Source organism: Flexithrix dorotheae DSM 6795 (genome assembly GCF_000379765.1).
Taxonomy (GTDB): Bacteria; Bacteroidota; Bacteroidia; order Cytophagales; family Flammeovirgaceae; genus Flexithrix; species Flexithrix dorotheae.
The window spans coordinates 332,805-352,421 of record NZ_KB903476.1 but is presented as its reverse complement, the minus strand read 5'-3'; the positions used below and the strand labels follow the sequence as shown (position 1 = coordinate 352,421).

Below are 19,617 nucleotides of genomic sequence, written 5' to 3'. Positions count from 1 at the left end.
TATTACTTTATCAGTCGATTGAAATTAATTCTACTTCAAAAATTAAAGCAGCATTAGGTCCAATATCCTGTCCAGCTCCTCTTGGGCCATAAGCCAGGTCAGAAGGAATATATAATTTCCACTTGCTTCCCACCTTCATCAGTTGTAAAGCTTCTGTCCAACCTTTAATTACCCCACCAACAGGGAATTGGGCAGGCTCTCCTCTATCTACAGAACTATCGAATACGGTTCCGTCAATTAAAGTTCCATGGTAATGCGCAGTAATCGTATCTTCCAGTTTAGGAGATGCTCCTGAACCTTCCTCAATAACTTCGTATTGTAAACCACTTTCTAAGGTAACTATACCCTCTTTTTTACCATTTTCTTCCAAGAATTTTTGCCCTTCTTCAAGGTTTGCACTTGCAGCTTCATTGGCTTTTGCCATTTGTTCCTGTTGCTTGGCCATGAAATATTTTTGTATTGCCATTTGAGCATTTTCATCTGACACTAGGCAATCATTCTTTTTCAATACATCATTGATTCCTGCAACCACCAGGTCCATATTAAAATCTTCTTCACCAGTTTGTTGCACGAAAGACTGGGCAAAAGTCATTCCCGCACTATAGCTTAAAGAATCTCTGTCACTGTTTAAAGCCACATTAGAAGAACCTCCTAAACCACCTTTATCACATCCAATGAGTCCTATTAAACCAATAAAAGCAATAATGTTTAATTTAATTTTCATCTTTTTAATTTTTAACCATTCTCTCTTCCACAATGCCGATTGCTTTGTTTGAAATAAAGAGGAAACAGCAATTTTCTGTTTAAAAAAAATATTTACCCACAAAGATGGGAAAGAATTTCTCAACCTTATAATAATATCTTAATTTGTTGTCTGGTAAGCGCTGAAATAAATTTTGCAGGATATCAGCGCAATTCAAAATTCTCCAAAGGCATACGAAATGTGATAATTGATGTATAAAAACCTGGTCCCAAACCTCTAATTCTAATCGGATGAAAGTTTATTATTTCCTGGTAACAACCTTAGCAATTCTTTTGTTATTAAGTTGTAGCGATCGGTATGTAGTGAATTCGAAGTATAATCCTGAAGATGATTTTAGCCAATACAAAACTTTTGATTGGTCAGAGTTCCAGGAAGGGGTAAAGCCAGGGAATCCCCTGCACGACAATGATTATTTAAGGGAAATAATTAAAGAATCAATAGAGAATGAAATGGATGAAAAAGGATTTAAAAAATCTGAAGAAAATCCTGATTTATTCATCGAGTATTTTCTCAACCTGGAAGACAAACAAGCTGTGATTACTGCTCCCTTAGATTTCGGAGTGGGAACAGACCAGAAATATGAAGTCATTAAAGAAGAACTAAAAAAAGCTATGCTCATCATTCATATTGAGGATAGGTTAAATCAAAAAACACTTTGGATTGGTAGTGCTGAGAGTCTTTTAGAAGCTTCTCCAAAAAATTTAGATAAAAGGGTGGAGAAGGTAATTGATGAAATTTTTAAAAAATTTCCCGAAATTGAACTTGATCCAGACGCTATTATCCACTAATTTGTTTATGCATACCAGTGTTTTCGCTTCCTGTTTTCTACCTGCACCAGCTATCTAAGCTAATTTTGTGAACCTTTAAACAAAACAAAAGATGGAAAAAGAAAGAACTGCAATAGTTATTGGGGCCACGGGTTTAATCGGCTCATCATTAATAATTAATCTTTTAAATGAAAATATTTACAGTAAAATTCAGGTGTTTTCCAGAAGACCACTGGATGTGTTGAACGATAAAGTTCAGACCAATACCGTGGATTTTGACAGGTTGCATGTTTCAAAGGGACTGATTAAGGCCCAGGATGCCTTTTGTTGTTTGGGAACCACCATGAAGGCTGCCGGGTCCAAGGAGGCTTTTTACAAAGTGGACTTTACTTATGTTCATGATTTTGCAAAAATTTGTCTGGAGCAGGGAGTTGAAAGATTTTTCCTTGTCACTGCGCTTGGGGCCAATGCCAATTCCCTGTTTTATTACAACAGGGTAAAAGGAGAGATCGAACAGGCCATCGAAAAATTACCATTTAAAGCAGTACATATTTTTAGGCCATCTCTTTTATTGGGTGAAAGAAAAGAAAAAAGATTTGGGGAGGATTTAGCCAAAACTTTTAATACTGTTTTTCAACCGTTTATTCCCAAGAAATATCAGGGAATTGAGGGTAATATGGTAGCCTCTGCAATGATAAAGGCAGCTAAATCTGAAGAATTGGGAATTCATTATCATCTTTCCAAGGAAATAAAAGAAGAAGTTGAATCCTGAGGTATTTTTTAAAACACTCAAATTATTTTTTCGAAAAAAATAATTTTTTTCCTTTCTCTTTTGGGGGGATAGATAATAAAATGCTACATTATAAAAGAAGTCAGGGGATAATGGGCCAAAACCTGTTTTTATCCCAACCTAATTCAGAATGCACGTGTCAGGATAATGGAGTGCAAGTAATTTTTTAACTTTTTGGAATTAGCCGGCTATCTTAAATTGTAAGGGTATTTTTTTTAATACCTGAATTACCTAAACGACCAGGATCTGTATCATGATCAGCGAAGAAAAAATCATAAAAGGGTGTTGTAAGGGAGACCGAAAAGCACAACAAGCCCTGTACGCTACCTTTTCAGGGAAGATGTACACGATTTGCCTCCGTTATGCCAAGAAGCAGGAGGATGCTGATGATATTTTACAGGAAGCGTTCGTGAAGATATTCAACAATATTAAGAATTTCCGAAAAGAGTCCAGCCTTTTCTATTGGATGAAAAGGATTGTGATTAATACTGCGCTTAATTATCAACGAAGCAAACTGTACCTATATCCAATGGTAGATGTAAATGATTTGCACTACCTGGCCGATAGGGATTTTACCCTGTCGAATATCCATTTGGAGGATTTATTAAAAATGCTGCAAAAATTACCGGATGGGTGCAGAGTTATTTTCAACCTTTATGCTATTGAGGGATTTCAGCACAAAGAGATCGCTGAAATGTTAAAAATCAACATTGGAACTTCCAAATCTCAATATTCAAGGGCGAAAAGTTTGCTTAAAGAAATGATACTGACTTCTGAAAATATTTATTATGAAAGGCTCAAACAACAAGTTTAGAACTGACTTTGAAAACGCCTGGAAAGATGCTTTTGATGGGGCAGAAAGTACGCCAAACCCAGCTACCTGGGGAAAAATAGACGGAGAATTAAATAAGGCGGCTTTTGTAAAGTATAAAGGTTACTACAAAATTTATAAAGCAGTTGCAGCTGTCGCTCTTCTAATTTCAGGGACTATTTCCATCTTATATTTCAGCAAGGATGCCAATAATAATTTGTTATCTGATCAAATTAATAAGGAAGTAAATTCAGAAAACGAAAAATTAAAATCACCAGATGAAAACGCAGCAGCTGAGTTTAATTCCCCTAATGAAAGTTCAGCTCAGATTGCCAATCCGGAAAATGAATTAAATAAAGAGGAACATTCTCCTTTTAGTGGAAACGTATCAAATTCGGAGAAAAGTGAAAGTGTAATTCCCTCTCAACAAATTTCTAAAAATGAATCGGCCATAGGTGGAACCCAGGTTCAGGGAGAGGAAGTATTTTTTGGTGGTAATCATTCTGCATTAGAAAATTTATCCAAGGAACAGAAAATTGTCCTTGCCAATAAACAACAATTTAGTATTGTCAATATTCCGGTACAGCTGATTGACACAGACAAAATCACTGCAAATGATTTTCCCCTCGTCACTAAAAAAACTGCATTTCTGTGGTATAATAATTTAGAAGAAGAAGAAACAAAAGCTTCCAGAAAACAAAATGAGGTTTATGCTAATGTCAATCTGAATTCGGGCTTTTTCAATCCCAATTTTGAAGGGGGAAATATGTCCGGAACCATGCTTTCCAATGCCGCCAGTGTGATCAACACTGTCCCCAATGCTATTCCTGCTTCTGATTTGGGCATTCAAAACTCACCTGATGCTTCTTTCAGTTATGGCATAAACATGGGAATGAAACTCTCAGGAAAATGGGTGATTGAAGGCGGTGTGGCTTACGCAAATTACAATTCCACCATGCAAACAAATGTAGCATTGCAGGGAACACAGGGTGAAGCTGCAATTCCCATTACATTTCAAACCAGGACTGAAAACTTTGGATTAACCTCTCCTTCGGTGTTGGATGTAAATGCTACTCATTCCTTGAATAATTCTTTCGAATTTGCTTCCGTGCCAGTACAGGCAGGGTATGTGATTGGACAAAAAAAACTCAGCCTGATAGTGAAAGCTGGTGTGGCATCTGATTTTTTCTTAAGAAATGAAATTTCCGAAAATAGTGGTTCGGGATATTCGGTGGCCACCAATCCAGGTGATGTGGATAGCCAGTTTAGAAGGGTTTATTTCAATGGTTCTGTAGGGAATGAAGTAAATTATTCCATTCACGATAATTACAGCTTATCTGTAGAAGCGACTTACAGATTCGCCTTAAATTCCTTTACAAAACCAACAGCTAACTTCTCCAGTAATCCTGACGGATATGCCATTGGAATGGTATTCAGATATCATTTTAAAAACTAGTTATCCGGGATAAAAATATTTAAAATTTTAGTTAGATTACTATTTCCCTGAACAAAGCCGGTGAATTTCATCGGCTCTGTTTTTTTATGTAAGTTCCATTTAAAATAAATCAATTATAGCTTCCTCTCAGATTAAATATTCAGCCTCAATAGGTCGTTTGCTTCTAAATACAGTAAAAATTGTTAGGTAAAACATTAACGAATGAAAATTTTAATTGAGAAGGAAAGGGCTTCCTTACATCACCTGCCCGAGATCAACAGTGTTCTATTAACATGGAAAACGTATGCCAATCATGAGACATATAAATACATGTTTACCAAAGGTGTTGACAAGTTTTTGGAAGTAAAAGCTACCAGCTGGATTTCAGATATCAGAAATGAAGGAGTCATAAGTCCGGAATTATCAAAATGGTTGAAATCAGAGGCCATTCCAAAGGCTATTGCTGGTGGTTTAAAAAGGATAGCTGTGGTGATGGACTCGGATGTTTTTAAAAAGTTTTATGTGAAAAATGTAAAACAAGATGCTACTGAGGGAGGAATAAAGTTTATGGAATATTTTGATAATCTGGAAGATGCAAAAAAATGGATTGAAGAAATGCAGGAAGTAGCTGTTTGATCACCTCAAAAAAATAGAAATAAAAAGGTCCCGCAATTTTAATTTTTTGCGGGATCTTCTTTTTTTGCTGGTTATACCGGATTGCTGTGATTGTTAACAAAAGTTCTCTATTTCTTTGTGGGTCTTCTCTTTAGAAAGATTTTGCAAATTGGCAGAGTACTAAATTGAACACAGGGTCGCGAAAATGCAAACCCTCCAGAGACTTCCTTAAACTATTTTTTTAGGATCACTGCAAAGTGTTAGTGTTACACAAGGAATTTTAAAAGGGAAATTTTTATGGATGATTTCCCTTTTTCATTTTCTTATATTTTCCCTTATAATTTCTCAGTTTCAATCTGTTCTTTTTCCAGTTTTAAATTATCGAAGTTGTCTAAAGTAGAAACTTTCAGCTGCGAATGATAGATTTTGCCCTATGCTTCTTCAATTTTTCGCAAAATAATATCCATTATTCTCCTCAAAATTGAATCGCCTAAACCAAAATCTATTCATCCTCACTAGGAAATCCCTTACTTTAGACAACTTCATCCTATAATTCTTTCATTGAGCATCCGGAATTTATTTTTGCTGTGAATATCATTCCTATAATTTTTATAAGATATTTGTTATCAGTAAAAAGTAATTTTCAGTCCATAGAGGCCCTTGACTCGGGAATAGATATTTAATATTTTAATCCCGAAACTAAAAAAGACTACAAAAGCGATTATGTACAAAAAGTGGAAATTCAAAGAAACTCCGGATAGCGCTCAGGTAAGCTCTTTGCAGGCTGCCATCAATGTAAGTGAGCCTATTGCCCAAATCCTTTGCATGAGGGGAATTGATTCTTTGGAAAAAGCCAAACATTTTTTTCGACCAAGTCTTAGCGACTTGCACGATCCATTTCTGATGAAAGATATGGATGTGGCAGTTGACCGACTGGTAAAAGCTCTGGAAAATAAGGAGAAAATTCTTGTGTATGGAGATTATGATGTTGACGGGACTACTTCTGTAGCCTTATTCTATGGTTTTTTGAGTCGGTATTTTGATCATCTGGACTATTATATTCCCGATCGTTATCAGGAAGGTTATGGTGTTTCCCAAAGAGGGATAGCACATGCCATAAAAGAAGGTTTTTCTTTAGTGATCACCATTGACTGTGGAATAAAAGCTGTAGAAAAAGTAAGATTCGGAAAGGAAGCAGGCCTGGATTTTATTATTTGTGATCACCATAACCCCGGGGAAAATCTCCCTGAAGCTGTTGCTGTCCTGGATCCTAAAAGAAAAGATTGCCAGTATCCATTCGATGAACTTTCAGGGTGCGGAATTGCTTTCAAGTATCTTCAGGCCTATTGCAGTAGACAAGAAATTCCTGAAACGGAATTATTGGATTACCTGGATTTAGTAGCCATCAGTATAGGTTGTGATATTGTACCAATTGAAGGGGAAAACAGGATTTTGGCCAAATTTGGTCTGGATAAAGTGAGGGAAAATCCCAGAACAGGTATTCAGGCTTTAATAGATGTGGCAGAACTCCCTCAAGACCTTAATATTGGTCATCTGGTGTTTGGCATTGGCCCCAGAATAAATGCTGCAGGAAGAATAGCCCATGCCAATAAAGCTGTGCATTTATTGCTTTCGGAATCTTATGAGGAGGCCAAAACAGCGGCATATGAGGTAAATAAAAATAACATAACCAGAAGGGAATACGATGAAAGTATTACTAATGAGGCCATAGGAATGATTGAGGCAGGAGGTAGGTCATATGGAAAAACTACCGTACTTTTTAAGGATGACTGGCACAAGGGAATAATTGGTATTGTAGCCTCTCGGTGTATCGAAAAATATTACCGCCCAACCATTATTCTGACACATTCCAATGGAAAGGCCACAGGTTCTGCCAGGTCGGTTAGTGGATTTGATATCTATGAAGCCATTACCAGTTGTGAAGAACATCTCTTACAATATGGAGGACATAAATATGCTGCAGGACTTACCATGGAAATTGATGCCATTCCTGCATTTGCCAAAAAGTTTGAGGAAATTGTGGCAGCTTCTATTCAAAAGGATCAGCTTATTCCAAATGTAAATATTGACCTGGTTTTACGGATTGACCAAATCAACGAAAAGTTTTATAATATCATCAAGCAAATGGCCCCGTTTGGCCCGGCTAATATGCGTCCTATGTTTATATCGGAAGTAGTCTTTCCCCCGGGGGCAGCCAGAGTGCTGAAAGAAAAACATTTGAAACTATTGGTGAAAGATCCTGATGGAGCAAAAAAAATTGACGTAATCGGCTTTGGTTTAGGAAATTTTTATGCAGACCTGCGGCCAAATGAACCATTTTTCATTTGTTATACCATTGAGGAAAATGAATATAAAGGCATCAAAAAACTTCAACTGATGCTAAAGGACATTAAAATGAAAAGGGATTTTTAGAAAAAAAGCCCCACTAACAAGTGGGGCTTTTACTTTATCCATAGTCTAAATCCTATGTTAGTTATATTAATTAATATCCTGGGTTTTGATCAGCGTTTGACAATGCCTCATTTTGATCAATTTCCTGTTGAGGAATGGGAAATAATTCATGTTTTCCCACAGTAAACCCGGTTCCTGCTAAAACATCTTTAGCCATGTCCCATCTTAGTAGGTCATTGAAACGAACCTGTTCACCACATAATTCGACAATTCTCTCATGGACAATTGCATTAAAAACTTCTGTTTTTGAAGTCACAGGGTAAGTTCCATTCATTTCAGGAGTCCCATAGTTTGGCATACTAGTGGAAGTTCTATTCCTTATTTGATTCAGGTAATCAACAGCTCCAGTAATATTTCCAAGTTCATTTTCCACCTCTGCCATCATTAATAAAACATCAGCATATCGAATGACATTTACATTAATACCCGATTCTGTATTAGATGAGGGTTGTTTATAATATTGTTCATACTTCTTCCATGCAGCTCTTCTACCAAGTGGAATCTCAGCCGGTGTTGCTGTACCGTTTGGATCAATGATATCTCCATTCGAGTAAAAACTGTCCTGGTACCTTGGATCCCCATCCTCAAATTGATCAAGTAAATTATCGGAAGGATAAACATTAAACCAGGTTAAACCATACTCCTGACTTCTAAAAGTGACCTCGGCAACACCTGTACCAGTGGTACCCCAAGCATCAGCACCTCCGTTATTACCTGTGAAATTCACTTGAAACACAGTTTCGCTATTGTGTTCAGTTTCCTCCATGAAATTATCATAAAAATTATCAACAAGCTGGTATTCCCCACTTCCAATTACTTTTTCGAAGGCTGTTTTAGCCTCATTATAGTTTCCTAAGTATAAATGAACTTTGCCAAGTAATGCATTTGCAGCTCCAGAAGTAGCCCTTCCTGCATCTGGTTCTTCACTCTTTTTCAGTAATGAAGAAGCTGCTTCTGTTAAATCATCAATAATTAATTGGTAAATTTCAGCCTTTGGGGACCTTCCCTGACCTTCAGGTGTTACGGTAGTATATTTTGGAATATCTCCAAAACGTGTAACCAAAAAGAAATAATAAAGGGCTCTTAAAAATTTGGCTTCACCAATATTTTTCTTTGCAGTTGCTTCCGTCACTCCATCTGCTGTTTCTGCATTATCCAATACAAAATTAGCTTTGTTTATTCCTCTATAACAGTTATCCCAATATTGAAAGATTGCACCGTGGTCAGCAGGAAAAGAAAAATTTAGGTATTGAACCTTGTCTGCTTCCAGTTGAGGATTTCCTGCATTTTCATGGGCCATATTGTCCATCATAAAGAACATATGTCGGGCATAAAGTCCTCTGGTTTGCAAGTTAGCGTATATTGCATTTACGGCAGATTGGAGCTGAACCTCATTTTTAAAGAAGGTATCTGGCGAAAGCTGATTTGGGTCCACCAAGTCTAAATCAGGTTTACAGGAAACCATTAAAAAGGTGGTTATAAAAAATCCTAATATATATTGTTTTAATCTCATGATTTTTCAGGTTTTAATTAAAATGAAACTTGAATACCTCCAACAAATGATTTAGGCAAAGGGTAATTTCCACGATCAATACCAAGTTGGTAATTCCTCTGTGTTGGATCGGTTGTCACATGTGTACCGATTTCCGGATCAAGACCAGAATAATCTGTGATTGTAAGCAAGTTTTGACCACTGACGTAAACCCTAAGTTTTGAAATACTTCCATTCAGGAAGCTATCAGAAGGAATTGTATATCCTAAGGAAATATTTCTCAATCTTAAATAAGATCCCTTTTCCACAAATCGAGAAGAAACAGAAACATTTTCACCAGCACCAAGAGCCCTTGGAATTGAGTTGGAAGTACCTGGACCAGTCCACCTGTTTAAAACATCAGTTCCAGAGTTAAATAACCTTGTCATTCCCTGTAAATCATAAATGTTGGTGTTATAAACATCATTACCGGAAACACCTACAATAAACAAGTTCAAATCAAAACCTTTGTACTCTGCATTTCCAGAAAATCCATAGTTTAATTTCGGAAATGGGTTACCAATTATAGTTCTATCATCAGCGGTTATTACCCCATCAGGAACTCCTTCAGGACCACTAATGTCTCGGTATTTTACATCACCGGGTTGGGCATTTCCATGTGAAGGATTATTATCTATATCAGCTTGATCCTGATAAATTCCTATCATTTCATATCCATAGAAATGGAACATAGCTTCATCTTCTATTACTCGGGTAATGTTTTGGTTTTCGAAATTACCTCCTGCAATTTGTTCTACTCCACCAAGACTCAATACTTTATTATTTGCTGTACTTAAGTTTAAATTGGCGGACCATGTAAATTCTCCTTCAAAGTCATTATAACCTAAAGATATTTCAAATCCTGATGTTTCAACTGAACCAACGTTTTTAGGGACACTTGGACTATGGAAACCTAAGGAAGGAGTTAATGGTAGATCCATTAGTAGGTCATCACTGGTATTTTTAAAGTATTCAACTGAAAAAGTAATTTGATCAGCAAGTAGTCCTAAGTCAAGGCCTACATTGATCATTGTGGTTTCCTCCCATTTTAAGTCCGGGCTTGCAGGACCTGCTCCGGTTGTCCCTTGTGCCAAAGAACCTCCATCACCAAAATGATAATTATAATTACTTGTAAGTGCAGAACTATATCTGTAATCACCAAGTAAATCGTTACCCACAATACCCCAGCTACCCCTTAGCTTCATATTGCTAATAGCACTCATGCCCTGCATGAAGGATTCTTCACTAATTCTCCATCCAGCTGCAAATGAGGGGAAAGAACCCCATCGATTATTAGGACCAAATCTTGAGGACGCATCTCTTCTGAAAGAAGCTGCAAGTATATATTTACCATCGTAGTTATAATTTAATCTTCCTAAATAACCATATCTGCTATATTCGTATGTTCTTGAAACCAAACTTGCTTCAGTTAAATTCAACTGATTTACCTCATCGGTTACATAGTTTGAACTGGAAGCATCAATATTAGAATAGCTACTTTCCTGAGATTCAATTACTGCTAAAGCGGTGAAGTTGTGAACATCATTAAAGGTTTTTGTATAGGTTAGGCTATTGGTAAAAATGATAGACTCATTTTTCCAGGTATTTTTAGTGATTATAGCCTTTTCCTGAAAATGTTGCCCTTTAACCACATCGTTCATTGCATCATCAAAAGAAGGTACGAAATTTTCTGTTCTACCATTAGTGTAATTTAAGCCTCCCTGAGTTTTGAATTTTAAACCATCAATGATCTCGTATTCAGCGTATATTGTTCCCATTATGTTTTCAGAGCTGTTTTCTCTGGTACCATGTTCTAAGGCACGAACAGGGTTTTCAGCATCTTGATTATCTAACTGAGAAATTGGCCCTTGAAATCCACCTAAATTATTGGGATTATAAACAGGTAAATAAGGAGCCATTTTTATGGCGTGCTCAATCATTGACCGTCCACCTTGGTCATTGTAAGGGCTAGATTGATTGAATGAGGTTGTTAATGTTTCTCCAATCTTTAGTTTGCCAATTTTAAATTCACTATTTGCTCTAAAATTAAATCTTTGAAAATCAGTAGATTTTACGATTCCTTCCTGATCAAGGAAACCTGTTGAAACCATATAAGTACTATTTTCACCGCCTCCGGATACACTTACATTGTAGTTTTGCATAACACCATCCTGGAATATTTCATCCTGCCAGTTAGTATTATTTTGCAAATAAGAAGCATATTGAGGGTCTGTAATCCTTATTGGAACAGCTACAGGGTCTTGTAATTGTCCAAATTCAGTCGCATATTGAGTATACTGTTGTGTATTTAAAACATCATATCTTTTCTTCTGAGTTTGTACACCAGCCCATGCATCAAAGCTTACTTTTGCTTTCCCACTTTTACCTTTTTTAGTGGTAATCATTACAACTCCGTTTGCTCCTTTGGCCCCATAAATAGCTGTTGTTGATGCATCTTTTAAGACCTCCATTGATTCAATATCATTTGGGTTTAAATCTTGCATACTTCCACCAACAATACCGTCAATTACTATTAATGGATCGTTGTTATTTACAGTACCAAGGCCTCTGATTCTAATGGTTGGGGCTGAACCAGGATTACCATTGCTAATTACAGTAACACCTGCTGCTCTACCTTGTAGGGCCTGTTCTGAAGAAGTGATTGGGACCTCCGTAATTGCTTCAGAACTGATTGATGATATTGCACCAGTTACTTCGGCTCTTTTTTGAGTACCATAACCTACCACCACTACTTCTTCCAATTGAGCTAAATCCGGCTCCAAAATAACATTAAGTTGAGTTTGGTTCCCTACTATTACCTCCTGTGTTACAAAACCAATGTAGCTAAATTGTAAAGTGGCATCAGCTGGTACGCTTAATGAATATTTTCCATCAATATCTGTTGTAGTTCCTGTGGAAGTTCCTTTTACAATTATACTTACACCTGGAAGAGGTTCGTTGGTATCTCCGGAATTAACTGTCCCGGATACTACAGTTTGGTATACTTCAGTAGTAACTTTAGCTTTTTTACCACCAAAATCCGTTTTATCATTTAACTTCACTACATTAATACTGTAGTTTACCTGCTTGAATTTTAACCTGGAAACTCTTGAGACCTCGGTTAATAATTCTGCCACAGTAACCGTCTTTTTGTCCTGAGTAATACGGATATCCCTATCAATATTTCCCTGATCAAAAGAGAACTTAAAATCAGTCTGAGACTCGATTTTTGCAAATGTTTCTTTGAGTGTAGCGTTTTTCAACTTTATCGTAACGTACACATCTTTTACGCTTTTCTGGGCATTTCCTTCTGATGCTAATAATAGATTCAGAAACATACATTGAAGAAAGATGCCATATAGTGTGTATTTTGAAAGCATTACTATTAGGCGTATTGATTTCAATTTCATATTTTTACAATGTTTTGATGAATAAAAATTTATTGAAACAAGATTTGCTCTTTTTCAGGTGTTTGCTGAATTAGGTCCAATTAATTCTTTTTTTACCTGATTGGAGCTGAAAAAATGATAAGCCGGTAACTTTGTGCTAAAGCTGCCGGTTTTTCTTTAGGTGGAGTTTTCTGTGATAGTCATAATAAATTAGAGGTTTATAATTTAATTAATACTTCCTTCTTGTTGAGGGTAAACTCGAAGCGTTCCACAGTACTGATGCTTTCAAGTACATTCATTAAATTCTCATTATCGAACTCTCCGGTATAATCCCAGTCCTTTTCCAGTTTTCCGGAAATCTGGATATTTACACCATACCACCTTTCCAGTTTGTCCACAACTGAGTAAAGTGAAGCATGACTAAAATAAATTATCCCATCTTTCCAGGCCGTAGCGGCTTTAAGATCAAATTTACTTTCTGTTATTTCTTTGGTAAGTTTATTAAAATGCAAAGCCTTTCCGGGAATAAGAATGTTTTCCTTATTTGCTTGTTGTTCGTCCGTATTTTGGATTAAAACCTTACCCTCAGTGAGGTCAATTTCTATTTCATCCTCATCTGAAAAAGCACTTATATTAAATTCAGTTCCAAGGGCAGTAGTCGAAAGGTTGTTGGTAATTACCTTAAATGGTTTTGAAGTATCTTTTGCCACTACAAAATAAGCTTGTCCTTCCAAATACACCTCTCTGGAATTTCCGGTAAATACTTTAGGAAATTCTAATTTGCTTGATGCATTGAGCCAGATTTTGGTTCCGTCTGGAAGTGTAAATTGAGTCTTTTTGCCTTTTTCATTCTCTTTCACTATGATCTCCACAATATTTTTTTCCTCAAAATCATCCACTATGTTAATATCAGTGACTAAAAAAGTGGTACCAATTACCAAAATGAAAATTGCTGCAAACCTGGTAACAATATTTAACCTTGCCCAGGTGGTGCCAGTGCTTTTAGTGTAATCGAGAGGTTTTCTTTTTTCGTTGTATGTGTTGTTATTTATTCTTGAAAATAACCGATCATGTACCTGTTTTGCTCTCTTATTTTGAGATTCAGATCGGTTTTCCCAATATTCTTCTATAATCGAATAAGATAACTGGTGTTCTTTATTCTCCTCCAGCCAATTGTTTAGCTGGAGCAACTCTTCCGCTGTACATTCATTTGATAGTTTTTTGGCTATCAAATCCAATATTTTATTTTCTTCCATCGAAAACGACTTTGAAGTATCTTTTAAATTGTTAGACAAAGCTTTTTTCAAAAACCCCCAAAAGAATTTGAAAAAAATTAATTTAATAGTAGAAGTATAGGTAAAAGCGAGGCAATATCTGAAAGTTTGATTTGCTTTCCTTTTTTGTTAGGATGTTTATCCAGATAACTTTTTAATGTATCATTAATCTTCCCTAAGGCAATACGTAGCTGATTTTCGACAGTTTTAGTGGAAATATCCATGATTTTTGCCACCTCTTTGTATTTTAATCCATCTTCTTTTACCAGATTAAACACCATCCTGCACTTTTCGGGGAGCTGATCAATAGCTAAATCAATTTTTTGTTGTAACTCCTTGGTTAGCAGACTTTTTTCTGGGCTAATGTGGGCATCTGGAATTTGGTAGGTATTGCCACTAATAGACACAAATAGTTTGTTTTTTGGAGACTTTAAAAAATTATAAGAGTGGTTTTTTACAGCTACATAAAGATAAGTTTCCAGATTTTCTATTTGTGGCAGCCTTTCTCTTCTTTCCCATATTTTAAAGAAAACATCTTCTACAATTTCTTCGGCAGTTTCATTATTTTTTACAAAATCGTAAGCAAACCGAAAAAGTCGATGAAAATAATTGTAGAAAAGTTCTGAAAAAGCTTTTTGATCTCCTTCAGCAATTTTGTTTTTGAGTGTACTGTTAATCATTTTCATATTTGATATTTCTAGTCAAAATCATCATCACTAATTGGGCATAAAATTGTTTATGCCGCAACAATTTAAAAGTTAATGGCTAGGTGTAGTCATAAAGTGGGACTGAAATAATAACGTAAGGTAAAATTTTTTGTATTTTTTTCCAAAAATATTTTAAATCCTTATAAGAAATGAGAAAGCCTATAGGTGCATTTTTTATTTTCTTCTTTTAGAAAGATTGATTAAATTGAGCTATTTCCCTGCACTATTTGATAGTTAGTGGCTTATTTATATTACTTTAATAAAAAAATACCAGATAATTTAGCATTTTTTTAATTGTAAACTTTCTTTTTGTAAATATTGTCCTCTCTCCAACTTTCATGAAGACTTTTGGTTTATTCTGTTCGATTTTGATATGTTGCGCTTTCATTAAAATGAGTTTCATCCATCAAAAGGATCTAACTGGAAAAACTCACTGGGATGAAAATAAATCCCTGGCAGAATTGCTTCAAAAGATGGGGGATTCTTTAAAAAATTTCAAACCTGATCATCTGGATACTGAATTGATTGAAAGAGGAGAAGAAATAATCAGGTTTGGAAAAACAACAGCTCCTTCAGGGAAATCCTCAAAATATATCAGCAAATATTACAATTGTGTAAGTTGTCATAATTCTGAAATTGAAGATCCGGATTTAAAAAAAAGCGATCCCGAAGTGCGACTTGCCTTCGCCAATAGTGAAAATATTCCATTCTTACAGGCTTCTACATTTTATGGAATGGTTAATCGGGAAAGTTGGTATAATGGAGATTACATTAAGAAATATGGCGATTTGGTAATTGAAGCCAATAAGGATATTACTGCGGCTGTGCAACTTTGTGCAGTTGAATGTTCCCAGGGAAGGAAGGTGGAAGACTGGGAAATGGATGCAATTATGGCCTACCTCTGGTCATTGGAATATCGACTTGGTGATTTGGGGCTTCAGGAATCAGATTTTAAAAAATTGAATGAGGAATATGAAGATAAAGCTAACCATGATGCATTAATTAAATGGATTAAATCATTTTACCTGCAAGCTTCTCCGGCAACTTTTGCTGATCCCCCGGAAAGCAGGAAAGGAGGGTTTGAACAATTGGTTGGGAATCCTAAAAATGGGCAATTGATATTTGAAAAGAGTTGCCTGCATTGCCATGATGAAAATGGGGTCACTAAATATACGCTGGAGGATAATAAACTTTCTTTTAAAAAGCTTAAAAAGGATATGGCTAAAAGTTCACAGCTTTCGCTTTATCATGCCATTAGATATGGCACAAAGCCAGAGCCCGGACATAAACCCTATATGCCGCAATACACACTGGAAAGAATGAGCAACCAGCAAATTGAAGACTTCAGGGCCTATGTGGAAGTTATGGCTAAAGGTGAGGAAATGAATGGGAAATAAAATGGCTGACCGGTTGATCTAGAACTATTTTCTAACTTCCAGGCTCTTCCTTTTATTTTCTGAAAAATCAAATCAGTTTTCCACCTTCAATCAAATCTACCAGCAATTCTATACTTTCCTTCGAATGAGTAGGGAAATTGGCTATTCTGATCTGGGATTCCTTATTTTCTCCATAACCTTTTCCAACTTCCATTTTGTATTTACTTAATTTTTGAAGAAAATCACTGGCACTTTGCCCGATTAAGTTTCCAACAGCCACAGTTTTCGACCTGTGTTTTTTCTCCTTCACAAATGGTTCGAATAGTGAATTGGACTCGAATAAATTGTAAAGCAATGCAGCTTTGTAATTGGTTTCCTGCCTAATAACCTGCATGCCCCTTCTATTCATATCTTCACAAACTTTTCCCAATAAATAAATGCCCAGTACATTTGGTGTAGCGGGGGTTTGGTTTTTAGCCGCCATTTTCAGCAAGGACGGAATAGTGTGATAAGTGCCGATTGGTTTTTTCTGCGCAGTCATCTGATTGGCTTTATCCACCAGTTTTTCATTGAATATCCACACGCCTAATCCGGCCGGTAATCCCATCCCTTTTTGAACAGAGAAATAAAGGGAATCAATCTTATGGAAATCTATGGATAAATAAGGAACAGAGGAAACCGCATCAACCGCAATGATTTTATCGGGATACTGATTTCTTAATTGATATATATCTTCTACAGGAAAGGCTACTCCTGTACTTGTTTCATTTTGAGTAATTCCAATCATTTCAACTTCCCCGGGAATATCAACATTGCTGAGGTCAAAACCATTGCCCGGTGCCACTTCAAAAACATGTGCATTTTTACCCATCATTTTTGAAAAACTATAAAACTTTTGGGAAAATGAACCATTCACAAAGTGGTAGGATGAATTGTTTATGCAATTCTGAATTAATCTTTCCCAAATCTCTGTGGCCGAATTGGTGAAAACAATGTGGTAATTTTCCGGTACTTCCAGCAGTGTCCGGATTCCATCTACAGCAAATTTGAAAATCTTTTCAAAATCTTTGCTTCGGTGTGAAATAGAAGCCACTCCCTCCTTCATTGCAGTTTGAATATGATCTGGGACGGTAAAGTATAGCTCACTTGGACCAGGGGTCAGAAATAGTTTTTTCATCTGTTTATAAGATTTTCATTTTGTGAATCAAAATTACACACCGGTTGGGATTTAATTTACAATCTTAATCTGAAAATTTTGATTGAACCAAAAATTGGTAATTTTGGTGCTTTTTTGGAAATTGCCAATAAAAAATATGCTATGTTCCTATTCTCCATGCTAAAGAAGTTTTTGCCCTGGTTGCTGGTTTTGGTTTTATTGGTTTTCATATTATTGGAAAGGGAAAAAGACCGGTTTTTTAAAGAGGAAACCGGGAAAATTGAGGTAATGGAGGATAATTTTAACAATGTGGTGCTGGAAGAAGTAGAAGGGTTGGGAAAAATGGAGCTGGTAAAATTCAAATTTCGGGACATTATTAAATTGAAAAAGGATAATCTTTTTCCCCTTACCGATGATGAAATACTTTTAGTAGTAACCGGAGAAGCCGTAGGCTGCATAGATTTCACAAAAATAAAAGCCGAGCATGTTAATGAGGCTGGAGATACCCTGTTTGTGGATATGCCGGAACCGGAAATTTGTTATTCTAAAATAGATCATGCACAAAGCAAGGTTTATGACCTCACTTTCAGCCAGATGTTCGATAAAACAGAATTGGTGGAAGAAGCTTTTAAAAAGGCAGAAGAAAAAATTGAACGGATTGCCATTGAATCCAATTTACTGGAACAAACCAGGGCTAATGCCGAACTTACCCTGAAACCTATTTTGGAGCGGATATCCAACAAAAAAGTAGTGCTCACATTCAAGCTCTCCCCCGAATACCTCCTTTTTCATTAGATTTTTTGCAAACCAGCTGCTTTTCGGGTTACATTTGGCAGAATGTAAAAATATATTCGGATGAAATTAACCATTTGGGGAGCTGCAAAGCAGGTAACAGGAAGTGTTTTTCTATTAGAACTGGAGGATGATTTTCGGATTTTAATTGACTGCGGAATGGAAATGGGGAAGGGGCAAACTAATGATGCCTTATATCCCGGCTCTGCCTTTCCTTTTGATGCCAGCATGATTAATCTGGTGATTCTTACCCATGCACACCTGGATCATTCCGGTAGAATTCCCAACCTGTTTCGAGAAGGGTTTGAGGGGAAGATTATTTGCACTGGTCCTACCATGGAACTTGCCGAATTACTCCTGCTTGATTCTGCCAATATCAACCGGAGAAAAATCAAACATTTCCAGAAAAAACGCAGTAGAAATCCCGGCTACAAACCAGATTTTAATCCCGATGAAATTTACCTGGAAAAGGATGTAAATAAATCTTTGGAACAATTTCTTACTCTTCCATTCAACAAAAGAACTAAAGTAAAAAAAGATCTTTTACTTACTTTAATTCCTACCGGGCATTTACTTGGGGCTGCCAATGTATTGCTGGAAGTTTTTGAAAATGGGAAGTCCAAAAAAATCATGTTTTCGGGAGATGTCGGAAGGAGTAATTATCCCTTATTGCCCGACCCTCAAAAGCCTGATCAGGTAGATTATCTGGTTTGTGAAACTACTTATGGCAACAGGTTGCACCAGTCGAAAGTGGAAACGGAGGAGGAATTGCGAAATGCCATTCAGAAAACCTGTGTGGATATGGCCGGAAAATTAATCATTCCCGCTTTCAGTATTGGCAGAACCCAGGCGATTATTTATACACTGAATAAACTGTTTTCCAAAGGAAATATGCCTGCTGTTAAGATTTATGCAGATAGCCCCCTGGCAAGGAAAAGCAACAAAGTGTATGAACAAAATACGACTTACCTGAATGAAGAAGCCAGGGATTTTAAAGATGAGAAAGGAGCGCTTTTCTATCTGGATAATCTGGAATACATTGATGACCTGAAGGAAAGCATCATGATTTCCAAAAGCAATGAATCCTGTATCATCATTTCCTCATCAGGTATGCTGGAAGGTGGAAGAATTCAGAATCATATCAAGGAAAACCTGGGTAATGCCCGCTGTACTATTCTGATGGTTGGTTTCAGTGCCGAAGGAACTTTCGGACACCGATTGGTGAACTCAGGAGCTAATGTAGTGATGGGAAAAAGAACAGTTCCGGTAATGGCAAAAGTGGAGCATACCGATGCTTTCAGTGGCCATGGCGATCAGAAGGACCTGTTGCAATTTGTGGAGGCTCAATCTCCAGAGGAATTGAAAAAAATTATTCTGGTGCATGGAGAGCCTGATTCCATGGAAGACTTCAAGGAATTGCTGGAGGAAAAAGACTACCAGAATATTCATATTCCCGAGAAAGGGGAAAGTTTTGAATTGTAAAGGTTAAAAAGAACAACTTTTCTTTGCTCTGCAGAATTTGAAATTCTGAAGCCCTATCGCAGGGTTTTTAATCCAAATACACAACCTATGTATAAAGAGAGGCGGTCAATTAAGCATCAAAATAATTACATTTCCTCAATGTTTTCCAAAAACCGCTTTTCCCAGCAAGGTCTTCGGTAGTAACCTGGTGTGCCTCGAACTTCAGAGGTTTGATAGACGCAGGTTCGCAAAAACGCAAACCCTGCTGGGGCACCATT

15 protein-coding genes are annotated in these 19,617 nt (G+C 36.6%); 9 read left to right on the top strand and 6 right to left on the bottom strand.

What is annotated here, in order from left to right; translation table 11 throughout:
* Positions 1-10 precede the first annotated feature (10 nt).
* Entirely contained in the window at positions 11-724 is a 714-nt protein-coding gene (bamJ, locus tag A3EM_RS0132060) for a BamJ family beta-barrel-assembly machinery protein (protein WP_157638190.1), read from the bottom strand.
* A gap of 269 nt (positions 725-993) precedes the next feature.
* Here bamJ and A3EM_RS0132055 point away from each other — a divergent pair, with 269 nt between their 5' ends.
* From A3EM_RS0132055 to recJ, 6 genes are all read left to right on the top strand, one after another.
* The gene (locus tag A3EM_RS0132055) at positions 994-1,551 is read left to right on the top strand and encodes a DUF4136 domain-containing protein (RefSeq protein WP_020532360.1); all 558 of its coding nucleotides are present in this window, start codon (positions 994-996) and stop codon (positions 1,549-1,551) included.
* Positions 1,552-1,642: 91 nt separating this feature from the next.
* On the top strand, positions 1,643-2,302 hold the full coding sequence (locus tag A3EM_RS0132050; protein WP_020532359.1) for a Rossmann-fold NAD(P)-binding domain-containing protein: 660 nt from the start codon (positions 1,643-1,645) through the stop codon (positions 2,300-2,302).
* A gap of 271 nt (positions 2,303-2,573) precedes the next feature.
* Positions 2,574-3,134, top strand: coding sequence for an RNA polymerase sigma factor (locus A3EM_RS0132045; protein ID WP_020532358.1), 561 nt, complete (start codon positions 2,574-2,576; stop codon positions 3,132-3,134).
* A complete protein-coding gene (locus A3EM_RS0132040; protein WP_020532357.1) occupies positions 3,109-4,587 on the top strand; it encodes a hypothetical protein in 1,479 nt (492 codons plus the stop codon). Before A3EM_RS0132045 ends, A3EM_RS0132040 begins: the two co-directional genes overlap by 26 nt.
* A gap of 201 nt (positions 4,588-4,788) precedes the next feature.
* Positions 4,789-5,202 (top strand): STAS/SEC14 domain-containing protein, encoded by a 414-nt coding sequence (locus tag A3EM_RS0132035; RefSeq protein ID WP_020532356.1) that lies wholly within the window; start codon positions 4,789-4,791, stop codon positions 5,200-5,202.
* Between the two features lie 702 nt (positions 5,203-5,904).
* On the top strand, positions 5,905-7,614 hold the full coding sequence (gene recJ / locus A3EM_RS0132030) for a single-stranded-DNA-specific exonuclease RecJ (RefSeq protein WP_020532355.1): 1,710 nt from the start codon (positions 5,905-5,907) through the stop codon (positions 7,612-7,614).
* A gap of 70 nt (positions 7,615-7,684) precedes the next feature.
* On the opposite strand, the gene A3EM_RS0132025 is transcribed toward recJ, so the two are convergent.
* The 4 genes from A3EM_RS0132025 to A3EM_RS44255 form a co-directional block, all read right to left on the bottom strand.
* Positions 7,685-9,166 carry a RagB/SusD family nutrient uptake outer membrane protein gene (locus A3EM_RS0132025; RefSeq protein ID WP_020532354.1) on the bottom strand — a complete coding sequence of 494 codons (1,482 nt, stop codon included), beginning with the start codon at positions 9,164-9,166 and terminating at the stop codon, positions 7,685-7,687.
* Between the two features lie 17 nt (positions 9,167-9,183).
* A complete protein-coding gene (locus A3EM_RS0132020; protein WP_211212030.1) occupies positions 9,184-12,594 on the bottom strand; it encodes a SusC/RagA family TonB-linked outer membrane protein in 3,411 nt (1,136 codons plus the stop codon).
* A 197-nt stretch (positions 12,595-12,791) separates the two neighbouring features.
* On the bottom strand, positions 12,792-13,829 hold the full coding sequence (locus tag A3EM_RS46495; protein ID WP_020532352.1) for a FecR family protein: 1,038 nt from the start codon (positions 13,827-13,829) through the stop codon (positions 12,792-12,794).
* Between the two features lie 77 nt (positions 13,830-13,906).
* Positions 13,907-14,533, bottom strand: a complete 627-nt coding sequence (locus A3EM_RS44255) for an RNA polymerase sigma factor (protein WP_020532350.1) — start codon at positions 14,531-14,533, stop codon at positions 13,907-13,909.
* A 413-nt stretch (positions 14,534-14,946) separates the two neighbouring features.
* Between A3EM_RS44255 and A3EM_RS0132000 the strand changes: the two genes are divergently transcribed.
* Entirely contained in the window at positions 14,947-15,951 is a 1,005-nt protein-coding gene (locus A3EM_RS0132000) for a c-type cytochrome (protein WP_020532348.1), read from the top strand.
* A 67-nt stretch (positions 15,952-16,018) separates the two neighbouring features.
* Here A3EM_RS0132000 and A3EM_RS0131995 read toward each other — a convergent pair whose 3' ends face one another.
* Positions 16,019-17,107, bottom strand: coding sequence for an aminotransferase class V-fold PLP-dependent enzyme (locus A3EM_RS0131995; RefSeq protein WP_020532347.1), 1,089 nt, complete (start codon positions 17,105-17,107; stop codon positions 16,019-16,021).
* A gap of 78 nt (positions 17,108-17,185) precedes the next feature.
* On the opposite strand from A3EM_RS0131995, the gene A3EM_RS0131990 reads away from it, so the two are divergent.
* Together A3EM_RS0131990 and A3EM_RS0131985 are read left to right on the top strand one after the other, a co-directional pair.
* Positions 17,186-17,881 carry a DUF4230 domain-containing protein gene (locus A3EM_RS0131990; RefSeq protein WP_020532346.1) on the top strand — a complete coding sequence of 232 codons (696 nt, stop codon included), beginning with the start codon at positions 17,186-17,188 and terminating at the stop codon, positions 17,879-17,881.
* Positions 17,882-17,941: 60 nt separating this feature from the next.
* Positions 17,942-19,360, top strand: a complete 1,419-nt coding sequence (locus tag A3EM_RS0131985) for an MBL fold metallo-hydrolase RNA specificity domain-containing protein (RefSeq protein ID WP_020532345.1) — start codon at positions 17,942-17,944, stop codon at positions 19,358-19,360.
* Positions 19,361-19,617 lie beyond the last annotated feature (257 nt).